Genomic DNA, 20264 nt, shown 5'->3' on the forward strand with positions numbered 1-20264 from the left:
TTGATGATTTAGGTAAAATTCTTAATTATTTTCTCCATATCATTTTATTGACAACGCCGGTGTAACTTTGGATGAGTTTAACGGTCTTTGTTGATACGTTCTCATCAACATAGTTTGGCACTGGAATGCCGTTATCTTGATTCTTGTTCATCTCTACGGCTGTATCAACCGCCTGAAGCAATGATTTTTCGTCAATGCCTGCCAATATGAAGCATGCCTTGTCGAGGGCTTCCGGACGCTCTGTGCTCGTGCGGATGCAGATTGCCGGGAACGAATGGCCTACTGATGTGAAGAATGAACTCTCCTCTGGCAATGTTCCACTGTCGCTGACAACGGCAAATGCGTTCATCTGGAGACAGTTATAATCATGAAATCCGAGAGGCTCGTGCTGAATTACTCTTTTGTCTAATTGGAATCCGTTTGCGGCAAGGCGTTTGCGGCTTCTTGGGTGGCAACTATAAAGCACCGGCATATCGTACTTCTCTGCCATCGCATTGATTGCCCGGAACAATGAAGTGAAGTTCTTTTCTGAGTCGATATTCTCCTCACGGTGGGCGCTAAGAAGGATATATTTGCCCTTTTCAAGGCCGAGACGGTTATGAATGTCGCTTGCCTCAATCTCTTCAAGATTATTATGAAGGACTTCCGCCATTGGTGAACCGGTAACGTATGTCCTCTCCTTCGGCAATCCGCATTCTGCAAGATAGCGGCGAGCATGCTCGCTATAGGCAAGGTTGACGTCACTGATGATATCGACGATACGGCGGTTTGTCTCTTCCGGAAGGTTCTCATCCTTGCATCTATTACCTGCTTCCATGTGGAAGATAGGTATGTGCAGACGCTTTGCTCCGATAACTGACAGGCATGAGTTTGTATCGCCAAGAACAAGTACAGCATCGGGCTTTACCTGCGACATGAGTTTATAGGAAGCACTTATGATATTTCCCATTGTTGAACCGAGGTCATCGCCAACGGCATCCATATACACTTCTGGTTCTTTCAACTTCAGGTCTTTGAAAAAGATGCCGTTCAAGTTATAGTCATAGTTCTGGCCTGTATGAGCAAGGATTGTGTCGAAATAGATGCGGCACTTACTGATAACGGCTGCAAGGCGGATAATTTCAGGTCTTGTTCCTACAATTATCAAAAGTTTCAACTTGCCGTTTTCCGCAAATTTTATATCTGAATAGTCAGTTTTTAATTCCATAATATTTTATTTTGTCATTGTATTTTTAGGAGTAAGTGGTGTGTACGGTCCATCCTTAACTTCAAAGATTACCGTTCCGCTTTCAAGGACCTCAATCGTATGCCATTGACCGATAGGAATCTGAACGCCGTAACATCCTTTCAAGGGGTCAAGTTCACGGCTTTCTTCCAACTGACCATCTTCACCGTAAAACAGCACGTTGATTCTACCGCGTAGAACGAAATACGTTTCTGCAGTATGGGTATGGCGGTGAATCGGCAAATCGGTTCCGGGTTCCATAGCGTTCATCAGTCTCTGCGCCTTTGCCTCAAGACTGTCATGCAGATTGTAGTTCATCCGCAAACGGGGACTCGCCTTTGCCTGTGCCGTTACCCCGTCAAGCAATTCTTTGTCGATAACCAACATAACCTGCTATTTTACTACTTTATCGAAATAAGTATCTGGGCGGTTCGGGTCAAAGCACTCGTTACACCAAATCAGAGTTACAAGATTCTCTGTTTCTGAAAGGTTTACAATGTTATGAGTGTATCCCGGGATAGTCTCAACAACCTCGATTTTATCGCCGGAAACCTCAAAATTGACGACCTCGTCTGAATCGACCTTACGCATCTGAATAAGGCCGTGACCGCTGACTACAACGAATTTCTCCACCTTTGTATGGTGCCAGTGCTCACCTTTGGTAATACCCGGTTTGGATATATTCACCGCAACCTGACCACGATCGGCTGTCCTGATAAATTCAGTAAAACTGCCGCGCTCGTCGACGTTCATTTTCAAAGGATACGCAAAACGCTCCTTCGGCAGATAAGTAAGGTATGTTGAATAGAGTTTCTTAGCCAAACCGTCGCCCATATCTGCAACGCCGAGATTTGCTGGCATATCCTTAAACGAGCGGATAATCTCAACAATCTCGCCAAGTGTGCGGGTATGAGTGACTGGAACTTCACAGAAGTTTTCATTGCAATGCTCGTTGCCGTTAAGTGCCGCTATCATCTCATCAACAACGTCGTCTATATAAACAAGATTCATAACAATGCTCGGGTCATTGACGCTAATAGGAAGATCATTCGCTATATTGTTGCAGAAAGTTGCAATGGCACTATTATAGTTTGGACGACACCACTTTCCGAAAACGTTCGGGAAGCGGTAGACAAGCACTTTCGCTCCAGTTTCCGCCGAATATTCAAACATCAACTGCTCGCCAGCACGCTTCGACTCACCGTAAGGATTGTCAAGAACCGCCTGAATAGATGATGAAATCATAACAGGGCAAGTGTTTCCATACTTCTTCAAAGTGTCAAGAAGCACCGACGCAAAGCCGAAATTGCCCTTCAGAAACTCAGAATTGTCCTTCGGGCGGTTAACACCGGCAAGATTGAAAACAAAGTCTGCATTCTTGCAATATTCCTCAAGGTCGGCAGGGTCACTGTCAATATCATATTCATAAACGGCCAAGTCCTCACTGTCAATGCCGTAATTGCGAGCTTTGCCATCGCGGATATTGTAAAGTTGCGAAACAAGATTTCGACCGACAAAGCCCTTGGCTCCGGTAACTAATATTTTCATTGAGATAAAATTTAATTATGATGGAAAAGAAAGATAATGTCTTCCTGTGTGTAAAAGATTTCCTATTGGTGATTTCTCAATAGCGGGAACACTTTGAATAATTGTTCCCCCCCCCAAAAAAATACTTTGCGAAGTCGATGGCAACGCAGTAGATTGCCGGTTTTCACACACCGGCTATTCGGAACGGATTTCGCGCGCCTTTGCCTTCTCAATCAAGCCCAAATCCTCCTGAATAAAGCGCAGACGCATCAACTGCTTCTTCATACCCTCAACATCAAGGCGCTGAGTATTGTGGCTATGATAATCCTCAATACGAGAAACCACCTCATCACCCTCAGAGAAGAACTTGTCATAATTTAAGTCACGGTTATCACAAGGAATACGGTAATAATTGCCCATATCAATAGCCTTAGCCATCTCCTCGCGAGTGACAAGAGTCTCATAAAGTTTCTCACCGTGGCGAGTACCAATAACGCGAACCTCAGTATCTCCATATTTCGGATCAACCTTAGAATATATTTCCTTCAGTGCGGTAGCAAGAGTCTCCAAAGTAGCGGCAGGAGCCTTTTGGACAAAAAGATCACCATTATGACCATGGGTAAACGCGTATATAACCAAGTCAACAGCATCATCAAGAGTCATCATAAAGCGGGTCATATTCGGATCAGTGATAGTAATAGGATTACCCTCTATCATCTGCTCAACCCACAAAGGGATAACAGAACCGCGGCTTGCCATAACGTTACCATAACGAGTACAACAAATGGTAGTAGCCGCACCCTCGCCAAGTTCACGACCCTTAGCAATCGCAACCTTCTCCATAAGTGCTTTGCTGATACCCATAGCATTGATAGGATAAGCTGCCTTATCAGTAGAAAGGACCACAACATTTTTTACCCCATGCTCGATAGCAGAAAGAAGAACGTTTCCAGTACCGAGAACATTAGTGCGAGTAGCCTCCATAGGGAAAAACTCACAACTCGGCACCTGCTTGAGAGCGGCGGCGGCAAAAACGTAGTCAACACCACGCATAGCAATATCTACAGAAGTCTTGTTGCGGACATTACCGATATAGAACTTCACCTTAGAATTCTGCAAGCGGTGACGCATATCGTCCTGCTTCTTCTCATCACGACTGAAAATTCTGATTTCCTTGATGTCGCTGTCAAGAAAACGACGTAGCACAGCATTCCCAAAGGAACCCGTACCGCCTGTAATTAACAGGACTTTGTCTTTGAATACTGACATACTATTTATAATGATTTTAAAAATTTATGCATCTTTTCTCCAGCAGATATATGAGAATACGATTGCTCTATTAGCATTTTCCCTTTTTTAGCAACAGCTAATGCTTTCTCATAATTATCTATGATATATTTGAGCTTGTTAGCATAATCCAATGGCGATTCTGGTTTTGCAAAATACATATGTTCGCCATCCTTAAAGTATTTTGATGTTTCTCCAACATTGGTTGATAATACAGGAGTACCCGACATTAAATATTCTCCCAATTTAGTTGGGAATCCTCCGTCTGCACGAACAGTCACAGGTTGGGAGGAAACTAAAATGTCTGCTTCTGATAGAATCTTTGGAACATCATTATATTGAGCAAATCTAAAACTTGTGTTGTTTGCTAATCCCTCTTGCTCAATAATCCTTTCCAATATAGATTTATCTTTTAAATTTGGTTTTCCAAAAAGATACAAATGAACATCATAATTATCTCTTAGCAAGATAGATAAAGCGTACAAAATATTGTCTACATTATCTTTTGATAATTCCATATTTCCCATATAAATTAATTTCTTAGTTTTATTTATAGGCTTTTTTATTATATTATGGAATCGATTGACATCGGTAATGGATGAAATTATAATACCTGGATTGTCTGTGATTTTTTTATAATATTTCAATAAATTTTCGGTCATGGAAATATATCCTGAATATTTACTTAAAATAACACGATAAATCACTTCTTTCCAAAATGGTATTTTATTCTTTAATTTACCTCTAATAGGTGTTGGATACTCATCAAAAATAAAAATAAGTTTTCTCTTAAATAATATATTTAATACCCTCATATACAGCAGGCAAATGAGACTATCTGAGCTTATAATAAACACGTCATATCTTCTAATTTTATCTCTTTTATGTAATTTTACACCTAAGATAAAAAGAGAATAAATCATTTCATATGCATGGAATAGCTTATTACTAAATCGTTTGCTTCTGAATGAATAAAAATATGATATACCATTAAAAACGCCTTCATTATTATTATTCGCGTTAAAATTATTAGGTGCAATTGACCATACATCAACTTTATCACCACATTCTAATAAGCCCTTAGAATATGAGAAGATACGTGTTGTGGCTGCCATTCCATACGGAATAGGGTATTTACAAATAATGCCAATATTCATGTTTTATCAATTAAATTCTACGATATAAGGAGATAAAATTAACAAATAGAGTAGTATGTTATTTTCTATAGGATTACTAAAAAAACTAATACATACTACTAATAATGAAAGTGTAACAATAATAATTGACTGCCTATATTGATAGAAAAAATTACCAATCGAGTACATAAAAAAAGAGAATGCGAAAATACCCCATGTCACTAATGTGTTTCCCAAGCCATTAACAGTAACAATATGTTTCAAAGCCATATATGAAGTTGTATCTTGGACGCAACCCCAACCTATTGGAAACATCAAAAATTTATCCGTCAACAATTTGAAAGAAAGGATTCTATTGGCTTCATATAGTTTCCTGTAACCTTGATGGTGTACTATTCCCTTTTGTGCGGAGGATATAAATTCTTCGATTTTTGGAAGAAGGAAGTCTGCATTCATCAACCAACCTATTGAAAAAGCAGTACAGATAAGAATAAGTGCTTTTATATAAATATTTTGTCCTTTCAAAAGAAACAGTAGCAAAATGATAAAAAATGCCAAATATCCTGCTGTGGAAAATGTAGTTAAAAGGATTATAGTATATACCTTAATGTGTCTATTCAATTGAAAACCTTGTCGACATATATTATATGCAATCAAGATATTTAAAATCATCGCATATGCACCCGGTTCCCACATAAAACCACTATTCCTGAAGTTTCCATTACCCATATATGTAAAAAAGAAAGCATAGAAATAGTATTTCTGAGACTCCTTCTGATAAAAAATATCAGCGGTAAAAGGACGGAATACAGAAGTAAGGCTATTAAACATACTGGGAAAGAACAAGGATAAGATATAAAATATTGTAGAAATTAACGCCAGTTTATACAAAAATTGCTCATATTTATCCCAAAAGTTATCCTTGCAACAAGATAAACATAAATATGCAAGATAGATCAAAACAATTTTCCCTATAAAAGGAAAAAAATCTATATTTTTACCAAAATATAATGAGGATATTAGGTTTATTAAAATCCATCCACTTAATAAATAAAAAAGAATATTATTATATAAATTCTTATGATTTATAAAGCTATAAAGAGCTAATAATCCCACAACTATAATTCTAATAAAATCATTACTAGCAATGGACGATGCTCCTGATATCATCATAGTGAGAAAAACAAATATCGCTATTTCTAGCTTTGTAATAGAATTTACTTTACCCATATACTTCGTTTTCCTAAAAAAATATTTTTGATCTGTATCTTAGGCCAAATAGTATTGGCAAATGTTGATATAATAAGTGAAATAATTACTCCTTTTACACCCCAATAAGTACCAAGCAATAAAGCCAATGGAATATGCACAAAAGCCTCTATCATTGTAATATAGAATTGGAGCTTTACACACCCAATACCATTGATTATGCTCCCATATCTAGCCCATGATAATTGGATGCAGAAATACAATAATAGAAGAAACATTAATGATTTATCGGGTTTGATAGTTGATGATAACCACCATTTGTATACAAAATCTGATAATAAAATCAAAACTCCTCCAGCGGCAATCATTATATATGAAATGAATTGTAGTTTTTTTAATATTCCTTTAATCCATTGATAATCCTTTCTCGCATAAGCATCAGTGGCAGCAGACCAAAAAGGAGTCATGATAATCATAAAGGCCATCTCTATCAAACCAATGTATTTGTAGGCAATATTATACTCAGCCACAGAAGTATTTCCACAAGTATGGGCGATTATCAAGTTGTTTGACTGAAATAATAATAAAGTCGTCAATTGAATCCAAAAGAATTTACTCCCAAGAATAACAATCTCTTTTATTTTAGAACGCTCAAAGAAAGAGGGGGTTGGCATATATTGGGGTATCATTTTTCTAAACAGTATCAATGAAAAAATCATCAATACAACGACTGGAGCCATTGATATAATCATTCCCAATTTCAAAAGAGAAACTTCATTGCAAACATTTGTATAAATAAAAATTCCAATGAAAGCGAACAATTGACTAAGCATCAATATCAATGAGGATAATGCCGGCTTTTGTAAAGCGTACAATACAGAATTTAGAAGTTTTAGTAGCATTTGAAATGCTAAACTTGAAAGAACCCATAACATTAATAATGTAAGTTCACCATTAGGAATCGAATGAGCGTTTAGCAGACTATTCCAATTGCAAAATGGAACAATGCAGGCCTCTATGATAAAGAACAAGAAACATAAGATTCCCATTGCACCATAAGTAGTACTCACATATTTTCGAGCATTTATTTCATCTTTACAAGCAATTGATTCCGCCAATTTATTTCTCAGACCATTACCTAACCCAATGTCAAAAAATGCAATCCAAGAAACAATTGTAGTAATTGTCAACCATATTCCATATCTATCTTGATTCAAACTATTAATCAACAATGGAACATAAGCCAAATTAATAATGATGTTGCAAATTTTTATGAGCAACATCCCCAAAATATTCTTTTGTGCCTTTTGAGTTCTGCCTGAAGATGACTTAATAAAACTCAACCCTTTCATATCTTGAAACCTAAAATCACCTAATAATAGGATTATCTAAAAGAATTTTATACAGGAATAATATTCCACTTCTCCTCATACTCACTATGCATTAATATCGCCTTACCCTCTTTCTATTCAAACATCCTTGGCTTTGTGTCATCGTCGTGAAAGTCTGAATAGGAAGTTATATAGTAGTTCATATCTTGCAAGATCCATTCATTTGTATTAGCCAATACGTTGATTCTATGTTTTCGAAAAAATGTGTTATTTCGTGACTGATAGGGAATTCGATTCTTCCAATTTTGCCCAACCGAATTTTTTTCATCAATTCTAAATGCGATACCGTACCGTCAACGTAACCAAAATCACACAGACATGATGGATAGTCTTCATATATGTAAGATATATTCTATGTCGATATGACGTTTCCTGTATGTTTCTTCACAAGTCTTATTTCCAGCTAACACTTCAAATCTTCGGATAAACATAAATTCCTATTTTTTCGAGTATATATTTTAATTTGGATGCATAATTCTTGTATCAGGCACTGGTGATTATTATATCGAAACGCTTTTGATATTTTTTTACGAACCGCCCCCAATAATATATTGGTAAATACGCTGCAAAAGATATTGTTTTGTGGCAAAATCTTATCAAACTCCGAAAATATACATGAGATTTTTCCTGGAAAATCTCATGTATATTTTGATTATTCCTTTTTACATTGTGTATAAAAGGTCTTAATAAAAATTTCATTTCCGGTACTTGAACTATTTTATGTGCAATTTTCATTAGTTTCGGTGATAATTGTATTTGCACTTATTTAGAAATATCCATTATTTCTTGAATATTCCACAAAAGTCCAATATCATTTTATCCTTCCTCCAAGATAGCTCTTTAAACTCGTTGTGAGCCGTAAGGAACACCACGATGTCTGCCTTGTCGTAGGCTTCGCAGTAGTTAGTCAGCTTAAACACGTTGTGCTCTTTTACATTCGGTTCTACGACCAAAATGTCGGCATTGTTGCAGCTCTGCATCACTTTCGTGGTAATATACTTCGCCGGACTTTCACGCAAATCGTCAATATTTGGTTTGAATGCCAATCCCATCATGGCTATAACTGGTTTACGATGATTCTTCAACTCAAACTTCAACATGGCGTTCTTCACCTTTTCAGCACACCAGAAACTCTTGTAGTTGTTAATATCACGTGCATCGCTGATTAACTTGCTTTCTGCCGGGAAATCAGCAGTGATAAAGTATGGATCTACCGCAATACAATGACCTCCTACACCGCAACCGGGTTGCAGGATATTTACACGCGGATGCTTGTTGGCAAGGTTAATAAGTTCCCAAACATTGATACCAGCCTTGTCGCAGATAAGCGAAAGTTCATTGGCAAAAGCTATCTGTACATCGCGACTGGAGTTCTCCGTCAGCTTACACATTTCCGCTGTACGGCAGTTAGTCTTGTGAAGTGTGCCCTGCACAAATTGCGAATAGAATGCTATTGCCTTTTCGGTAGATTCAGGATTCAAACCACCGATGACCCGATCGTTGTGTACCAATTCATAGATCACATTACCTGGCAATACACGCTCCGGGCAATAGGCTATGAAAATCTTACTTTCCAATTCCGGACGTTCACCAAAAATGATGCGTGCCATAGCCTCTGTAGTTCCTACAGGTGAAGTGGATTCTATTACATAAAGATCCCCTTCTTTCAGTAACGGCAATACGGCACGTGTAGCCGCTTCCACGTAACTCACATCCGGCTCGTGGTTTCCCTTGAACGGGGTTGGGACCACCATGAAGTATGCATCGCTGACTTCCGGTGTAACCGAAGCCTTCAACATGCCAGCTTTCACTACTTCCTGTAACATTTCCTCCATGCCAGGTTCAATGATGTGCAAATGTCCCGCATTGGTCATTTTCACTACATGAGGATTAATGTCAACTCCTGTTATTTGAATGCCGTGCTTTGCGGCAATAATGGCTGTAGGTAGTCCGATGTAACCCAAGCCCATGAAACATGCTTTCATTTATCTTTGTATTAAATATTAAATCATTCATTTACATAAAAAAACACATATTAGGGCAAAGTCTTCCCGAATGTAAATACGCTATATTTTACACACATTTTTCAAGAAAGACAGATTGTCTATTTTTTGCTTACAAGTTGTCACATAAAAAATAAGGGAGTGAACATCATTTCCTCCTAAATCATACATTCCTGCTTTTAATAATATCTTCGCTTTCTTCTCTATGTGCTTACCATACATTCCGACTAATGACGGTATATTTAATTGAAAAGAAATTTGGTTCTTTTTTAACGTTTTATAATCCATCATTTGCATATACTCATATCGTTCCGGATGGGCCAACAAAGGATGATAACCTTTCTTTTGGATGCGTTGCAAAATAGACAGTAATCCCATTGGTGGATTGAAATAAGAAGTTTCCACTAACAGATAACGTTTTCCCTCCTCAAGGGGTAACAGGTCATCCTTTTCCAACCGTTCCTCAAAAAGGTTATCCAACATATATTCCGCAGCCAAAGCCAATTCCACCTTCCCTTGATATTTTTGTTTTAAGCTCAAAAATTTTTGTTGTAATGTAACAGTTTTATTGGACATGTCTTCCATGACGTGAGGGGTAAGCCATATTTTCCGCACTCCTTGCCGCTCCATCTCATCCAAAATTCTCCATGTTTCTTCTTCTGTTTTTACTCCATCATCAATACCTGGCAACAAGTGACTATGGCAATCGGTGAAACCACGGAAAAAACCGCTTTCCGCTAATGTTTTTTTCTGTCGAAAAAGCCACATTCCTGTTGACTATTTATTTTGAGTTGCCGTAATAAAAGGTATACCCATTGTGGTAACCATAACTGTAACCATATCGATAACTATAGCGTCCACCAGTACTTTCCGTCCCATTCAAAATTACCGAAAGGTTTTTGAACCGCTTTTCTAGATAAATACTTTCCAATTCAGATAACAGTGAGCGGTCCAATAATCCCGCCCGTACCACAAAGAGTGTCCGGTCGGCATATTGCTCGATTATTTGTGTATCTGCCACAATATCAATCGGCGGGCAATCAATAAAGATATAGTCATACTCATCGCGTAAGTCTTGCATCAAGGTTGCCAGACTTCCATCCTCCAACAATTCCGTCGGATTAGGAGGAATGGTTCCTACTGGAATTATATGCAGATTAGGATACTTTTTGTCTATCACAAGCAACTCGTTCCAAACGACTTCCTTGTTTCCCAAGTAGTCACTTAAACCTTTCTTAGGCGACCCTACATAAGCCGAAACCGTTCCATGTCGCAAGTCCCCGTCTATCACCAATACTTTTTTTCCCTTAATGGCAAAACTCATGGCGATGTTCATGGACAGAAAACTTTTTCCACTACCCGGATTAAAAGAGGTTTCTATAAATACTTTCTGCTCGGTATTCTTGCTTTTCATAAAGTCCACGTTGGAGCGAAGCACACGAAAAGCTTCGTTGATAATATTCCGGTTACCCTCTTCCACCACAATTGCATATTCCGAAAATTTATTCTTCTTTTTTTTGTTTCGGAAATATAACGGTATTTCACCCAAATAGGGCACACTCAAATTCTCCAAATCTTTCTTACCCCGAACCTTGGTGTTCATGTTTTCTTGCATAAAGATAATAACTGCCGGTACTAAAAGCCCGAGAGCAAGAGCCACCAATAAAATGTTTTTCTTATTTGGTGCCGTTGGTAAAGCACTGCCACGTGGAGCTGTAATCATTCGCGTATTATAAGCGGTAAACGCTTGTGACAGTTCGTTCTCTTCACGCTTCTGGAGCAAATATAGGTATAACTCTTCCTTTACTTTTTGTTGACGTTCTACCGATAACAAGTATTTGGCCTGACTCGGATTAGAAGCCAACTGTTGAGTTGTTGTTGCTTCCTGTTGGCGAATACTGCGTATCTGAGTATTTAACGATACGATCAGATTATCAACCGATTGAAGAATCGTACGTTTCATACTCTGCATTGAGTTCCCTAAATCTTTCACCAACGGGTTTTTCTCGCTACTGTTGGCTATCAGCCGGTTGCGATCCAACACCATCTTGTTGTATTCTCCGATTTGACTTTCGATATTTACGTTGGCTATACCGGAGTTGGTTGGCAAAGGCTGGTTCATCTCTTTCCCCCCCAATTCGCGGCGAATAAATTGAGCCGTCGCAAGCTGGTTGGTGAGTGTCTGAATTTCTTTTTTATTCTCAGCAGACTGGCTCATATACAGACTGGAAGCGGCTTGTACGTCCGGCAACAGATGTTCACTCTTGTAGTTGGAGATATTCTCATCCACATGACCCAATTCGTTTTCAATCACGCCCAAACGTTCACCGATAAACCGTGAGGTACTTACTGCTATCTGGTTCTTGTCCTGGATCCATTTCTCGTTATAAACCTCAATCAGTGTATTCAAAATATCTTCTGCCTTTTGCACAGAAGCATCATCAATGCTCAAATTGATAATGGTGGCATCTTCGTTGCCTAATTCAGCCCGCAATTTCTGTGTATAGCTGTCAGCCATCATATCAGCCGATTCTTTACTATATCGAATAGTGCTGCCTGTAAAAGAATTCTCATATTGAGAAGTTAAGCTGATGGCCAATGTTCCTGCTGATGTTTGAATGGAATCTCCTATAATCCCTTCTAACCGTTCCCCTGTTTCTTCTCCGGCAACAATAAAGTTTGAAAGATAAAACTTGTTTTGTGCACCAACTTCTATATCAAAACTTACACTTTTTTTATCATCAAAAAGATAAGTCACCAATATCGGGCTTGATTTATACAACTCTATTCTTTTTAAGCCCCTACGAACAGTATATATCTCATTTAGCCCCAAACGCTTCACCACCTCTGTCATCAGCGTAGGAGATTTCAAAGTGAGCAGTTCGTTGTTGATATTGGTGTTTGATTTAAAAATACCCATATCTGCAAACTCATTCATTGCACTTGCCGAAGAATTGTTCTTGGAGTCATCTTTAACCAAAATGGCTGCTGTCCGGGTATAGACATTAGGAGTACTCAACAAATATAATGATGCCGTTGCCAATGCAACGAATAATGAAAGGGCAAACCAATACCATTTCTGGAAAAACATACCCCATAAATCTTGTAACCGTATAAAGTCTTCGGCAGATTTGCCTACACTCGTTCTATTTTCTATCATTTTGGCTCTCTTTTATAGCTTATGAAATAATATTAACGACATTACTTGAACAGTAAAACTCCCAACGAGGAAAGGAACGAACCGATACTGATCCACAACGATACCGATTTCACGCTGTTCTCATTAATGGTGCTTTGTCCGGCACGCACCTTGTTGGGCTGTACATACACCACATCATTCTGTTTCAGATAATATACCGGTGAATTAAACAGATCTTTCGAGCGGATATCCACCCAATGGGTTACACGCTCGCCGTTTTCTTCACGGATGACAAATATCGCATCCCGCTTTCCGTAGATGCTTAGGTCACCCGCCACGCTGATGGCTTCCAAAAGAGTAATCTGGTCTTTTGTTATGGCATATTTACCCGGAGTTTTCACCTCGCCCAACACAGAGAAATAAAGGTTCATAAACTCAACCGTGACCACCGGGTCGTTTACCAGATTCTCTTCCATCAGCCTTTTCTTTACCAGGGCGGCAATCTGGCTCTTGGTCATACCGGCAATATGCAGTGTCCCGATAACAGGAAAATCAATGTCTCCCTTATCATCCAACGTATAACCGGATATTTCACCACTGTTACTTCCGGTACGCAAATCGGTAGATCCGGCACGGTATTGTACCCGTGTAAGATTAAACAGGGCCGCCAATTGCGGATCCTTGCTGGACACCATAATGGAAATCTGGTCTTTGGGTTGCACGGTAATATCCCGTGCCCCGATAATCGCTTCGGGCTGATTAACTACGATATCTTGAAAATAGACAATTTCTTTGGAGGTATTGCAGGACACCAACAACACGCATAAGAAGCACAATTTAATTAAATGAAATTTCATACCTTATTTTTTCTGTACAGTTAATTATTCTACTTTATGTTTTCGGTTGATTTTCATAGTTATGTAACAATGAATCACCGTCCAAACAGCCACATCCAACAGAAACAAGTTTGTTACGGAAAGGCAATGAATCAAAAAACAATTTCCCAATGCAAAAAGAGCTGCCATAATAACAATGCTTACCATCGCTTTACGTTGGGACATTCCTAAGGCTATAAATTTATGGTGGATATGATTCCGGTCTGGAAGAAATGGATTTTTACCGTTACGCAACCGGTGAATAACCACACGTATCACATCAAGCATTGGTACAATCAAAAAAGAAAAAGCTATCACAATGCTACCGGGAAAGGCACTCTCTTTCACTGGATCGGACATACTCAGACGGATGACCATCACTGCCAGCAGCATCCCGATAGTGAGCGAACCGGTATCACCCATAAAGATCTTGCGTCCCCGATATATCTTACCGTATACGTTATAATAAAAGAACGGCAATAACACACTGAAAGCAGCTAGACTGATAAAGGCATACATCCACCATTGCAAATGGATGAACATGCAGCTGAAAGCGAGGAATGAGATAATACTCAACCCAGAGGCAAGTCCGTCAATGCCGTCTATCAAATTGATGGCGTTCAGGATATAGACGATGACGAATACTGTGAACGGCACTCCTATGTAATAAGGTATGACATAAATACCGAACAACCCGTATAGGTTGTCGAAGCATAACCCGGAAATCACCAACAGTATGCCACAAAGTATTTGCACTACAAATTTGGAACGGTAACGTACACCGATAAGGTCATCCATCATACCTATAAGATAAAGTATGAACAGACAACAGAGCATGGAAAGCAGACGGTTCGTCAAGTCCATGTCGAGTATGTTATAGCCCTGCCAAAGGTTGTAACCGATAATGGCAAGCGAAACCGTAACTGTGATACAAGGGAAAAAGGCGATACCGCCTAACCTTGGTATATGGGCAGTATGCAACTTACGTTCGTCCACTGAGTCGAACAGGCGACGTCGGAAAGAGACCAACGAAATGCGAGGCAGGACCATCGCACTCAATGTCCAGCCGACTATGACTATAAAGGCAAATTCGATAAAATGAAGAATGTCCACTATATGATTCTTTTGATGATTTTCTTAATCTTGCCCTATCCGTTGTAGAAAGGCTTGTGGAATATAGGAAGTAGCCACGGCGCATACGCCTTGGACGGTGACCACCAAACGGCGATTCTTCCTAATCCGGCAGATAACCCCTTCCGCTCCCTTGAACTTTCCGTCAATGACCCGTACACGTTCTCCCTGTTGAAACTTGGAATTGTCCTCCCCGAAATATTCCATTCCCTGCTCGCCGGACGAGGTGACCAGCATGAAAATGTTCATTTCCCGATCAGGAATGGCAAGGGGAAGTCTTTTCAATCCCTTCTGTCTTGTATATAGGATTACCTTATTGGTGAATTGTCGCTGTACTTCCAAAGCACGACAAACGGTTGAACGGAAGAACATAAGCGAATTAATGACCGGACGACGGAGTTTCTTCTTTATGCCGTTACGTTCCATCAAGGTTTCCTCACAAGGAATGTAAGTCTCGATCTTGTCTTTTTTCAATATATCCTCAATCTCGAAAACTTTGTTATAAAATACTTTTAGGGCGAACCAATGTTCGTGTGTGTGTGTTTCTATGTTCAACGAAAAGTAATGTTACCGGGTTGATAAAAAGGATATAATTTCCATTCCTGCACCTTCTGCTTTTTCAAATAAGGAAGATACAGCAATCAAGGTTAATCCGGTTTTTTCCTTCATAGGACTTCCGGAATGCGGGCCGCTCCTGACTACAGTGAGCGGATACCGTAACCCCGTATTCGTACCGTTTCTATGTAAGAGAGGGTACACATGTTGTTTTTTTCTGATAATCAAGAATATACATTGCTATAAAAGTACATTTTTGCTCGGTTTGCTCGGTTTTAGACTCGAAAATACGCTCGAATGGAAAATGCAACGTTCTCCTTTTATTTTATATTCTTATTACGGCACTATTTTGATTCATATTAAATTAGTAATATAAATTATTGATAATCAGCTGTTTGCAAATGGGGGGGGGGGTAAAATAAGGAAATAAAAACGTTTATTTTACTTTTCAGTTTTACTGAGAATCATTACCTTTGCAGTGTGTTTTTACCCTCTCTTACATAGAAATGGTATCGTTCAAACCCTTCAAAATCTTCTCGTTCGCATTATCTATTATGGCATTGTCCAAAGAATCCAAGTAAATAAGCGTAGTCCTTTCGCTGCTGTGTCCCATCCCCGCACTGATGACGGCAATCGGTACGTCGTGGTTGCGTGCGGCGGTAGCCCAGCTGTGGCGTGGCGTATATGAGGACAAAGGTAATGGTTCGCCAAGCAATTTGCCCAACCGTTTCAACTTTCGGTTATGGTAGTTCAATCCGGTCCGATATTGACGGTAAGCCAGCTCCGGCTGTTCATCGGTAAGGATGGGGAAAAGATATGGACTTTCCGGACAAGTCCGCCCATACCGTTCCAATATCGTTACCATACACGGCTCTATGCGGAGTGTCAGGTATTGCCCGGTCTTATGACGATAATAGGTGATTCGTCCTCCACCTACATCCTCTTTTTTCAAATAGGCCATATCCACAAACGCCATCCCACGGGCGCAATAGCTGAACACGAACATATCTCTTGAAAGTGCCAGAGCCGGTGATCCGGATAGGTCAAGCCGCTGTAACTTCCGAATGGTTTCCTCATCCACGGCACGCTTCGATGTGCGAGCCACTCCTGTATAAACCTCACGAAACGGAAAGGTCTGCACCGCAAGACCTTGCTTTACGGCCTTGTTATAGACGGCACGCAGAATCCGCATATAGAACGAGCTGCTGTTTCTCGCTACCTTTTGTTGCCACAACCATGACTCATACCGACACGCCAGGGCGGAATCCAACGATGAAAAAGGAATGTCGTCACCGTCCAGGAAAGCGGAAAAGCTGTTCAGTGCACGCCGGTAATTACGAGAGGTGCCGTATTGGCCATTCTCCCAAAGCGTTTCCATCTCTTTTTTCATGTAGTACAGGAAACCGGGCTCGGAAGGCAGGGAGCGATAGCGGTTGAGTATTTCCGACAAGGTGTATGTTTCTCCGCTACAGTCCAGCTCGCGGATAATCTCACGGATGTCACGCATCTCCTTTTCCGCCCGTTTCCGGTAGGCGGTCAGGACCCTCTCATTGCCGGGGACAGCGACAAGCTCACGTTTCGTCTCATTCCACCACTCGGGAAATATCCTCATGTCGGTGGTAATCTGCCTGTTCTCCTGACGGTGGCAAAGCTGGTAACAGAGCGTGCCGGCCTTACCCTGTACCGTCGACGGACGGAATTTTAATTTAATGGTAGCCATATATAGTCTGTTTTATGATGAATAATAGGTACATAGATACAACCCGTGGGCTATATTGTTGAAGGAAGAAAATATTTAGTCATGGATTCCGCTTCTCCACTTGGAACACCGAATATCACCTGATGCCGATGCCAAACTCTGTAAATCTTCTTGAAAGACAGTCCAAATAGCCTCGTAAAGAATCAAAGTCCGAAAATGAAAAGCGACGTTTTTTCCGTGGAACAAGTCTAGAAATATTTATATCGCATAAACAACAAGACAGTATATGTTTTCTGGGAAATTCGTAAAAACAGACGGATACCAGCGAGTTCCCTATAATCAAAGATAAATCAAAACCGTATTGTCACGGGCGTTCCGGCTTCGCTTTCCATGAGTATTTTCCTTGCGACAAGTCGCGGAAAATACACATGGAAACAAACGCCCGGACAATGGTTTTGATTTCGGGAAAGATTATAGGGACTCACTGCGACCGACGCGACGCATGACCGTGTCATTGATGAAAAAAGGAGGGCCTCCTTTATATCCCTAATAAATTCGGCAGGAAGTACGGGATATATGGGCAGACCTGCAATGTCTTATGAAAAAAACGCCGCCCCATGAGAAGACAGGGACTTCAGCTCCCTCTGCTCTGCATAATCCTCCCTTTGCGCCCGTGCCGGCTTCTTCGCCCTTCCTCCGCATACCATATCCTTGTTTTCACGGCATGTTTCTCTCACGGAAAACTAGTCTTTCGGACATTTGACGACATCTGATGACATCTGATGACACCTTTTTGAAAATCAGTGTTTTATTCGGATTTAGCCCATATTTTTGAAGTGTCAAAGCAATTTATTAACCCCAAAAAGAAAAGGTATGGCACAAGAAAAGAGCCCAAACGAGAAGCCTGGACGGCCCCGGAAACCGAAGGTCATGAACGATGCCCCTTTGGTGGAACAGATCACCGAGCTGATGATGATTCATAACAAGAGCGATCCGAAAGCCGGTGTACAAGTGGTCAGCGAGATCGACAAGGACGGGAAGGTCAAGACGGTTCCAGCGGACGAGAAGAATGAAAACTCATTCCTGAAATTCGACAAGAACTCGAGCATACTCGAAAACTTCATCAAGAATTTCTGGAGCCAGTTCAAGGAACCGACCCATTTCCGCCTGCTCCGCATGACCTTCCACGACTACAAGGTGAACAAGCAGGCGATCAAGGACCTGGCGGAAGGGAAAAAGACGGACGTGGTGAAGGAGTTCCTCAAACGCTACGAGATCCGTCCGAGAGAGAACAAAGAGGAACAAAACATGAATAAACAAGAGACAGCCATGGCAAAAAAAGAAACGCAACCGCAGGAACCCCTGCAACAGAGTGAGGTACAACAAGCATCCCAGCAACAACAGCAACCGCAGGCACAGCAGGTGCCACAAGAGCCGCAAGGCCCGCGCTATCGTTACAATGAGAACATGATCGACTGGGAGGGATTGGACAAGATCGGTATCTCAAAGGCGACACTCGAACAGCAAGGACTTCTTGACTCCATGCTGAGAGGTTACAAGACCAACAAGCTGGTGCCGCTGACACTTAACATTCCCGGCGTGCTGACAGCCAAACTGGATGCGAGGCTCTCGCTCATACCGCAAGAGAACGGGCAGGTGGGGCTGGCCGTTCACGGTATACGCAAGGAACCGCAACTGGAACGCCCTTATTTCGGGTTTAACTTTAGCGAGGAAGACAAGAAGAACCTGCGTGAGACCGGCAACATGGGACGTGCGGTGGAACTCAACCTGCGTGGCAGCGAGTACACCCCCTGCCTGATCTCCATCGACAAAAACACCAACGAGCTGGTCGCCGTCCGGCAGGAACATGTCTACATCCCGCAGGAAGTGAGCGGGGTAAGACTTACGGACGAGGAGATCAGACTGCTGAAGGAGGGACAACCCGTCAAGGTGGAGGGGATGACCTCCAAGGCGGGGAAGGAGTTTGACGCCACGCTTCAATACAGTGCCGAGCGCAGGGGGTTGGAGTTCATCTTCCCGAAGAACCAGGTATTCAACGAGAAGTCCATCGGGGGCGTGCCACTCTCGCCCACCCAGATAAAGATGCTCAGCGAGGGACATACCATCCTGGTCGAGGACATGAAGTTCAAGAACAGGGATGGAGCTTTCTCCGCGTTTGTCACGATAGACCAGACGACGGGACGGCCGAATTACACCCGTCATAATCCGGAAACCGGAGAAATCTATATTCCAAAGGAAATCTGCAACGTGCAGCTGACAGCCGAGGACAAGGAGGTCCTGCGCAAGGGGCAGGCCGTCTATCTGGAAAACATGATCAACCGTAAGGGAGAGGAATTCTCCGCATTTGTCAAGCTGGACATGAATACCGGCAGGACGATGTACTCACGCACGCCGGATGGGTTCAACGAGCAGCAGGCACCACGTATCCCGGCGGAGGTTTACGGCCATGTATTCACGGCGCAGGAAAAGGCGAACCTCCAGGACGGGAAGACCCTCCTGGTCGAAGGACTGAAAAACAACGGGCAAACGTTCAGTTCCTACCTGAAAGTAAACCCTTATTCCGGACAGTTGCAGTATTTCCAAGAGAACCCTGATATTCGCAGGGATACTTCCCGTCGTGCAGCACAGGCGGATACCGCCCAAGGCCAGCAGCAGGAACAAAAGAAGGGCGCAAAACAAGCGGTATAACCCCAATCAGAGAGAAACAAAATGAATTTTACAAACATCAAATCCCCAAACCGTATGAATACGAATCGGAACATCCCTTATAATTATAATGTAAAAGATATTGATTGGCCCGGTCTGAAGGCCGTGGGTATCAGCAAGGAGCAACTGGAAGCGGACGGCAACCTTGACCTGTTGTTGCAAGGCAAGGAGTCGGAAATCATCCCGTTGAAACTCTGTACCCCGGTAATCAGCCTGACCATGGACGCTACACTCAAACTGGTACCCGGTGACAACAACAGGACAATCATGGAAATCAACGGCATCCGTCAGGAGGAATCTCCAAAGAAATAACAAAAAAATAAAATAAGTTTAACCTGTCCCTGTACTGCCCAATCCGGT

16 protein-coding genes are annotated in these 20264 nt (G+C 41.3%); 2 read left to right on the forward strand and 14 right to left on the reverse strand.

Annotation, left to right across the window (positions count from 1 at the left end; all coding sequences use genetic code 11):
- Positions 1-25: 25 nt before the first annotated feature.
- The 14 genes from wecB to BVU_RS03600 all read right to left on the reverse strand — a co-directional run bounded on the left by wecB (position 26) and on the right by BVU_RS03600 (position 17198).
- Positions 26-1207, reverse strand: coding sequence for a non-hydrolyzing UDP-N-acetylglucosamine 2-epimerase (gene wecB / locus BVU_RS03530; RefSeq protein WP_005636869.1), 1182 nt, complete (start codon positions 1205-1207; stop codon positions 26-28).
- Positions 1208-1213: 6 nt separating this feature from the next.
- Positions 1214-1612, reverse strand: a complete 399-nt coding sequence (locus BVU_RS03535; protein WP_005636866.1) for a WbuC family cupin fold metalloprotein — start codon at positions 1610-1612, stop codon at positions 1214-1216.
- Positions 1613-1618: 6 nt separating this feature from the next.
- A complete protein-coding gene (locus BVU_RS03540) occupies positions 1619-2773 on the reverse strand; it encodes a capsular polysaccharide biosynthesis protein CapF (protein WP_005656928.1) in 1155 nt (384 codons plus the stop codon).
- A gap of 174 nt (positions 2774-2947) precedes the next feature.
- Complete coding sequence (locus tag BVU_RS03545; protein ID WP_005636862.1) at positions 2948-4021, reverse strand: polysaccharide biosynthesis protein; 1074 nt, start codon at positions 4019-4021, stop codon at positions 2948-2950.
- Between the two features lie 5 nt (positions 4022-4026).
- Positions 4027-5196 (reverse strand): glycosyltransferase, encoded by a 1170-nt coding sequence (locus tag BVU_RS03550; RefSeq protein WP_005636860.1) that lies wholly within the window; start codon positions 5194-5196, stop codon positions 4027-4029.
- A 6-nt stretch (positions 5197-5202) separates the two neighbouring features.
- Complete coding sequence (locus tag BVU_RS03555) at positions 5203-6405, reverse strand: hypothetical protein (RefSeq protein WP_005636858.1); 1203 nt, start codon at positions 6403-6405, stop codon at positions 5203-5205.
- A complete protein-coding gene (locus BVU_RS03560) occupies positions 6393-7736 on the reverse strand; it encodes a lipopolysaccharide biosynthesis protein (RefSeq protein ID WP_005636855.1) in 1344 nt (447 codons plus the stop codon). Before BVU_RS03560 ends, BVU_RS03555 begins: the two co-directional genes overlap by 13 nt.
- 818 nt (positions 7737-8554) lie before the next feature.
- On the reverse strand, positions 8555-9760 hold the full coding sequence (gene wecC / locus BVU_RS03570; RefSeq protein WP_005636852.1) for a UDP-N-acetyl-D-mannosamine dehydrogenase: 1206 nt from the start codon (positions 9758-9760) through the stop codon (positions 8555-8557).
- Between the two features lie 81 nt (positions 9761-9841).
- On the reverse strand, positions 9842-10546 hold the full coding sequence (locus BVU_RS03575; protein WP_005656934.1) for a tyrosine-protein phosphatase: 705 nt from the start codon (positions 10544-10546) through the stop codon (positions 9842-9844).
- 13 nt (positions 10547-10559) lie between these two features.
- Entirely contained in the window at positions 10560-12938 is a 2379-nt protein-coding gene (locus BVU_RS03580; protein WP_011964866.1) for a GumC family protein, read from the reverse strand.
- A gap of 41 nt (positions 12939-12979) precedes the next feature.
- On the reverse strand, positions 12980-13774 hold the full coding sequence (locus tag BVU_RS03585) for a polysaccharide biosynthesis/export family protein (protein WP_007219036.1): 795 nt from the start codon (positions 13772-13774) through the stop codon (positions 12980-12982).
- Positions 13775-13798: 24 nt separating this feature from the next.
- Positions 13799-14905 (reverse strand): MraY family glycosyltransferase, encoded by a 1107-nt coding sequence (locus tag BVU_RS03590; RefSeq protein WP_007219035.1) that lies wholly within the window; start codon positions 14903-14905, stop codon positions 13799-13801.
- A 24-nt stretch (positions 14906-14929) separates the two neighbouring features.
- Positions 14930-15478, reverse strand: a complete 549-nt coding sequence (locus BVU_RS03595; RefSeq protein ID WP_005636842.1) for a UpxY family transcription antiterminator — start codon at positions 15476-15478, stop codon at positions 14930-14932.
- Positions 15479-15974: 496 nt separating this feature from the next.
- On the reverse strand, positions 15975-17198 hold the full coding sequence (locus tag BVU_RS03600) for a tyrosine-type recombinase/integrase (RefSeq protein WP_005656940.1): 1224 nt from the start codon (positions 17196-17198) through the stop codon (positions 15975-15977).
- 852 nt (positions 17199-18050) lie between these two features.
- On the opposite strand from BVU_RS03600, the gene BVU_RS03605 reads away from it, so the two are divergent.
- Both BVU_RS03605 and BVU_RS03610 read left to right on the forward strand, forming a co-directional pair.
- Positions 18051-19886: a DUF3945 domain-containing protein gene (locus tag BVU_RS03605; RefSeq protein WP_005828772.1), complete on the forward strand. Its 1836-nt coding sequence runs from the start codon at positions 18051-18053 to the stop codon at positions 19884-19886.
- Positions 19887-19940: 54 nt separating this feature from the next.
- On the forward strand, positions 19941-20216 hold the full coding sequence (locus BVU_RS03610) for a DUF4099 domain-containing protein (RefSeq protein ID WP_007219032.1): 276 nt from the start codon (positions 19941-19943) through the stop codon (positions 20214-20216).
- Positions 20217-20264: the final 48 nt, after the last annotated feature.

Source organism: Phocaeicola vulgatus ATCC 8482 (assembly GCF_000012825.1).
Taxonomy (GTDB): Bacteria; Bacteroidota; Bacteroidia; order Bacteroidales; family Bacteroidaceae; genus Phocaeicola; species Phocaeicola vulgatus.

Bases quoted from the DNA above. Each gene is read 5' to 3' on its own strand.
- BVU_RS03555 (WP_005636858.1), bottom strand. From the start codon at position 6,405: ATGGGTAAAGTAAATTCTATTACAAAGCTAGAAATAGCGATATTTGTT.
- BVU_RS03605 (WP_005828772.1), top strand. From the start codon at position 18,051: ATGGCACAAGAAAAGAGCCCAAACGAGAAGCCTGGACGGCCCCGGAAA.
- wecB (WP_005636869.1), bottom strand. From the start codon at position 1,207: ATGGAATTAAAAACTGACTATTCAGATATAAAATTTGCGGAAAACGGC.
- BVU_RS03550 (WP_005636860.1), bottom strand. From the start codon at position 5,196: ATGAATATTGGCATTATTTGTAAATACCCTATTCCGTATGGAATGGCA.
- BVU_RS03575 (WP_005656934.1), bottom strand. From the start codon at position 10,546: ATGTGGCTTTTTCGACAGAAAAAAACATTAGCGGAAAGCGGTTTTTTC.
- BVU_RS03545 (WP_005636862.1), bottom strand. From the start codon at position 4,021: ATGTCAGTATTCAAAGACAAAGTCCTGTTAATTACAGGCGGTACGGGT.
- BVU_RS03540 (WP_005656928.1), bottom strand. From the start codon at position 2,773: ATGAAAATATTAGTTACCGGAGCCAAGGGCTTTGTCGGTCGAAATCTT.
- BVU_RS03560 (WP_005636855.1), bottom strand. From the start codon at position 7,736: ATGAAAGGGTTGAGTTTTATTAAGTCATCTTCAGGCAGAACTCAAAAG.
- wecC (WP_005636852.1), bottom strand. From the start codon at position 9,760: ATGAAAGCATGTTTCATGGGCTTGGGTTACATCGGACTACCTACAGCC.
- BVU_RS03535 (WP_005636866.1), bottom strand. From the start codon at position 1,612: ATGTTGGTTATCGACAAAGAATTGCTTGACGGGGTAACGGCACAGGCA.
- BVU_RS03585 (WP_007219036.1), bottom strand. From the start codon at position 13,774: ATGAAATTTCATTTAATTAAATTGTGCTTCTTATGCGTGTTGTTGGTG.
- BVU_RS03580 (WP_011964866.1), bottom strand. From the start codon at position 12,938: ATGATAGAAAATAGAACGAGTGTAGGCAAATCTGCCGAAGACTTTATA.
- BVU_RS03610 (WP_007219032.1), top strand. From the start codon at position 19,941: ATGAATACGAATCGGAACATCCCTTATAATTATAATGTAAAAGATATT.
- BVU_RS03600 (WP_005656940.1), bottom strand. From the start codon at position 17,198: ATGGCTACCATTAAATTAAAATTCCGTCCGTCGACGGTACAGGGTAAG.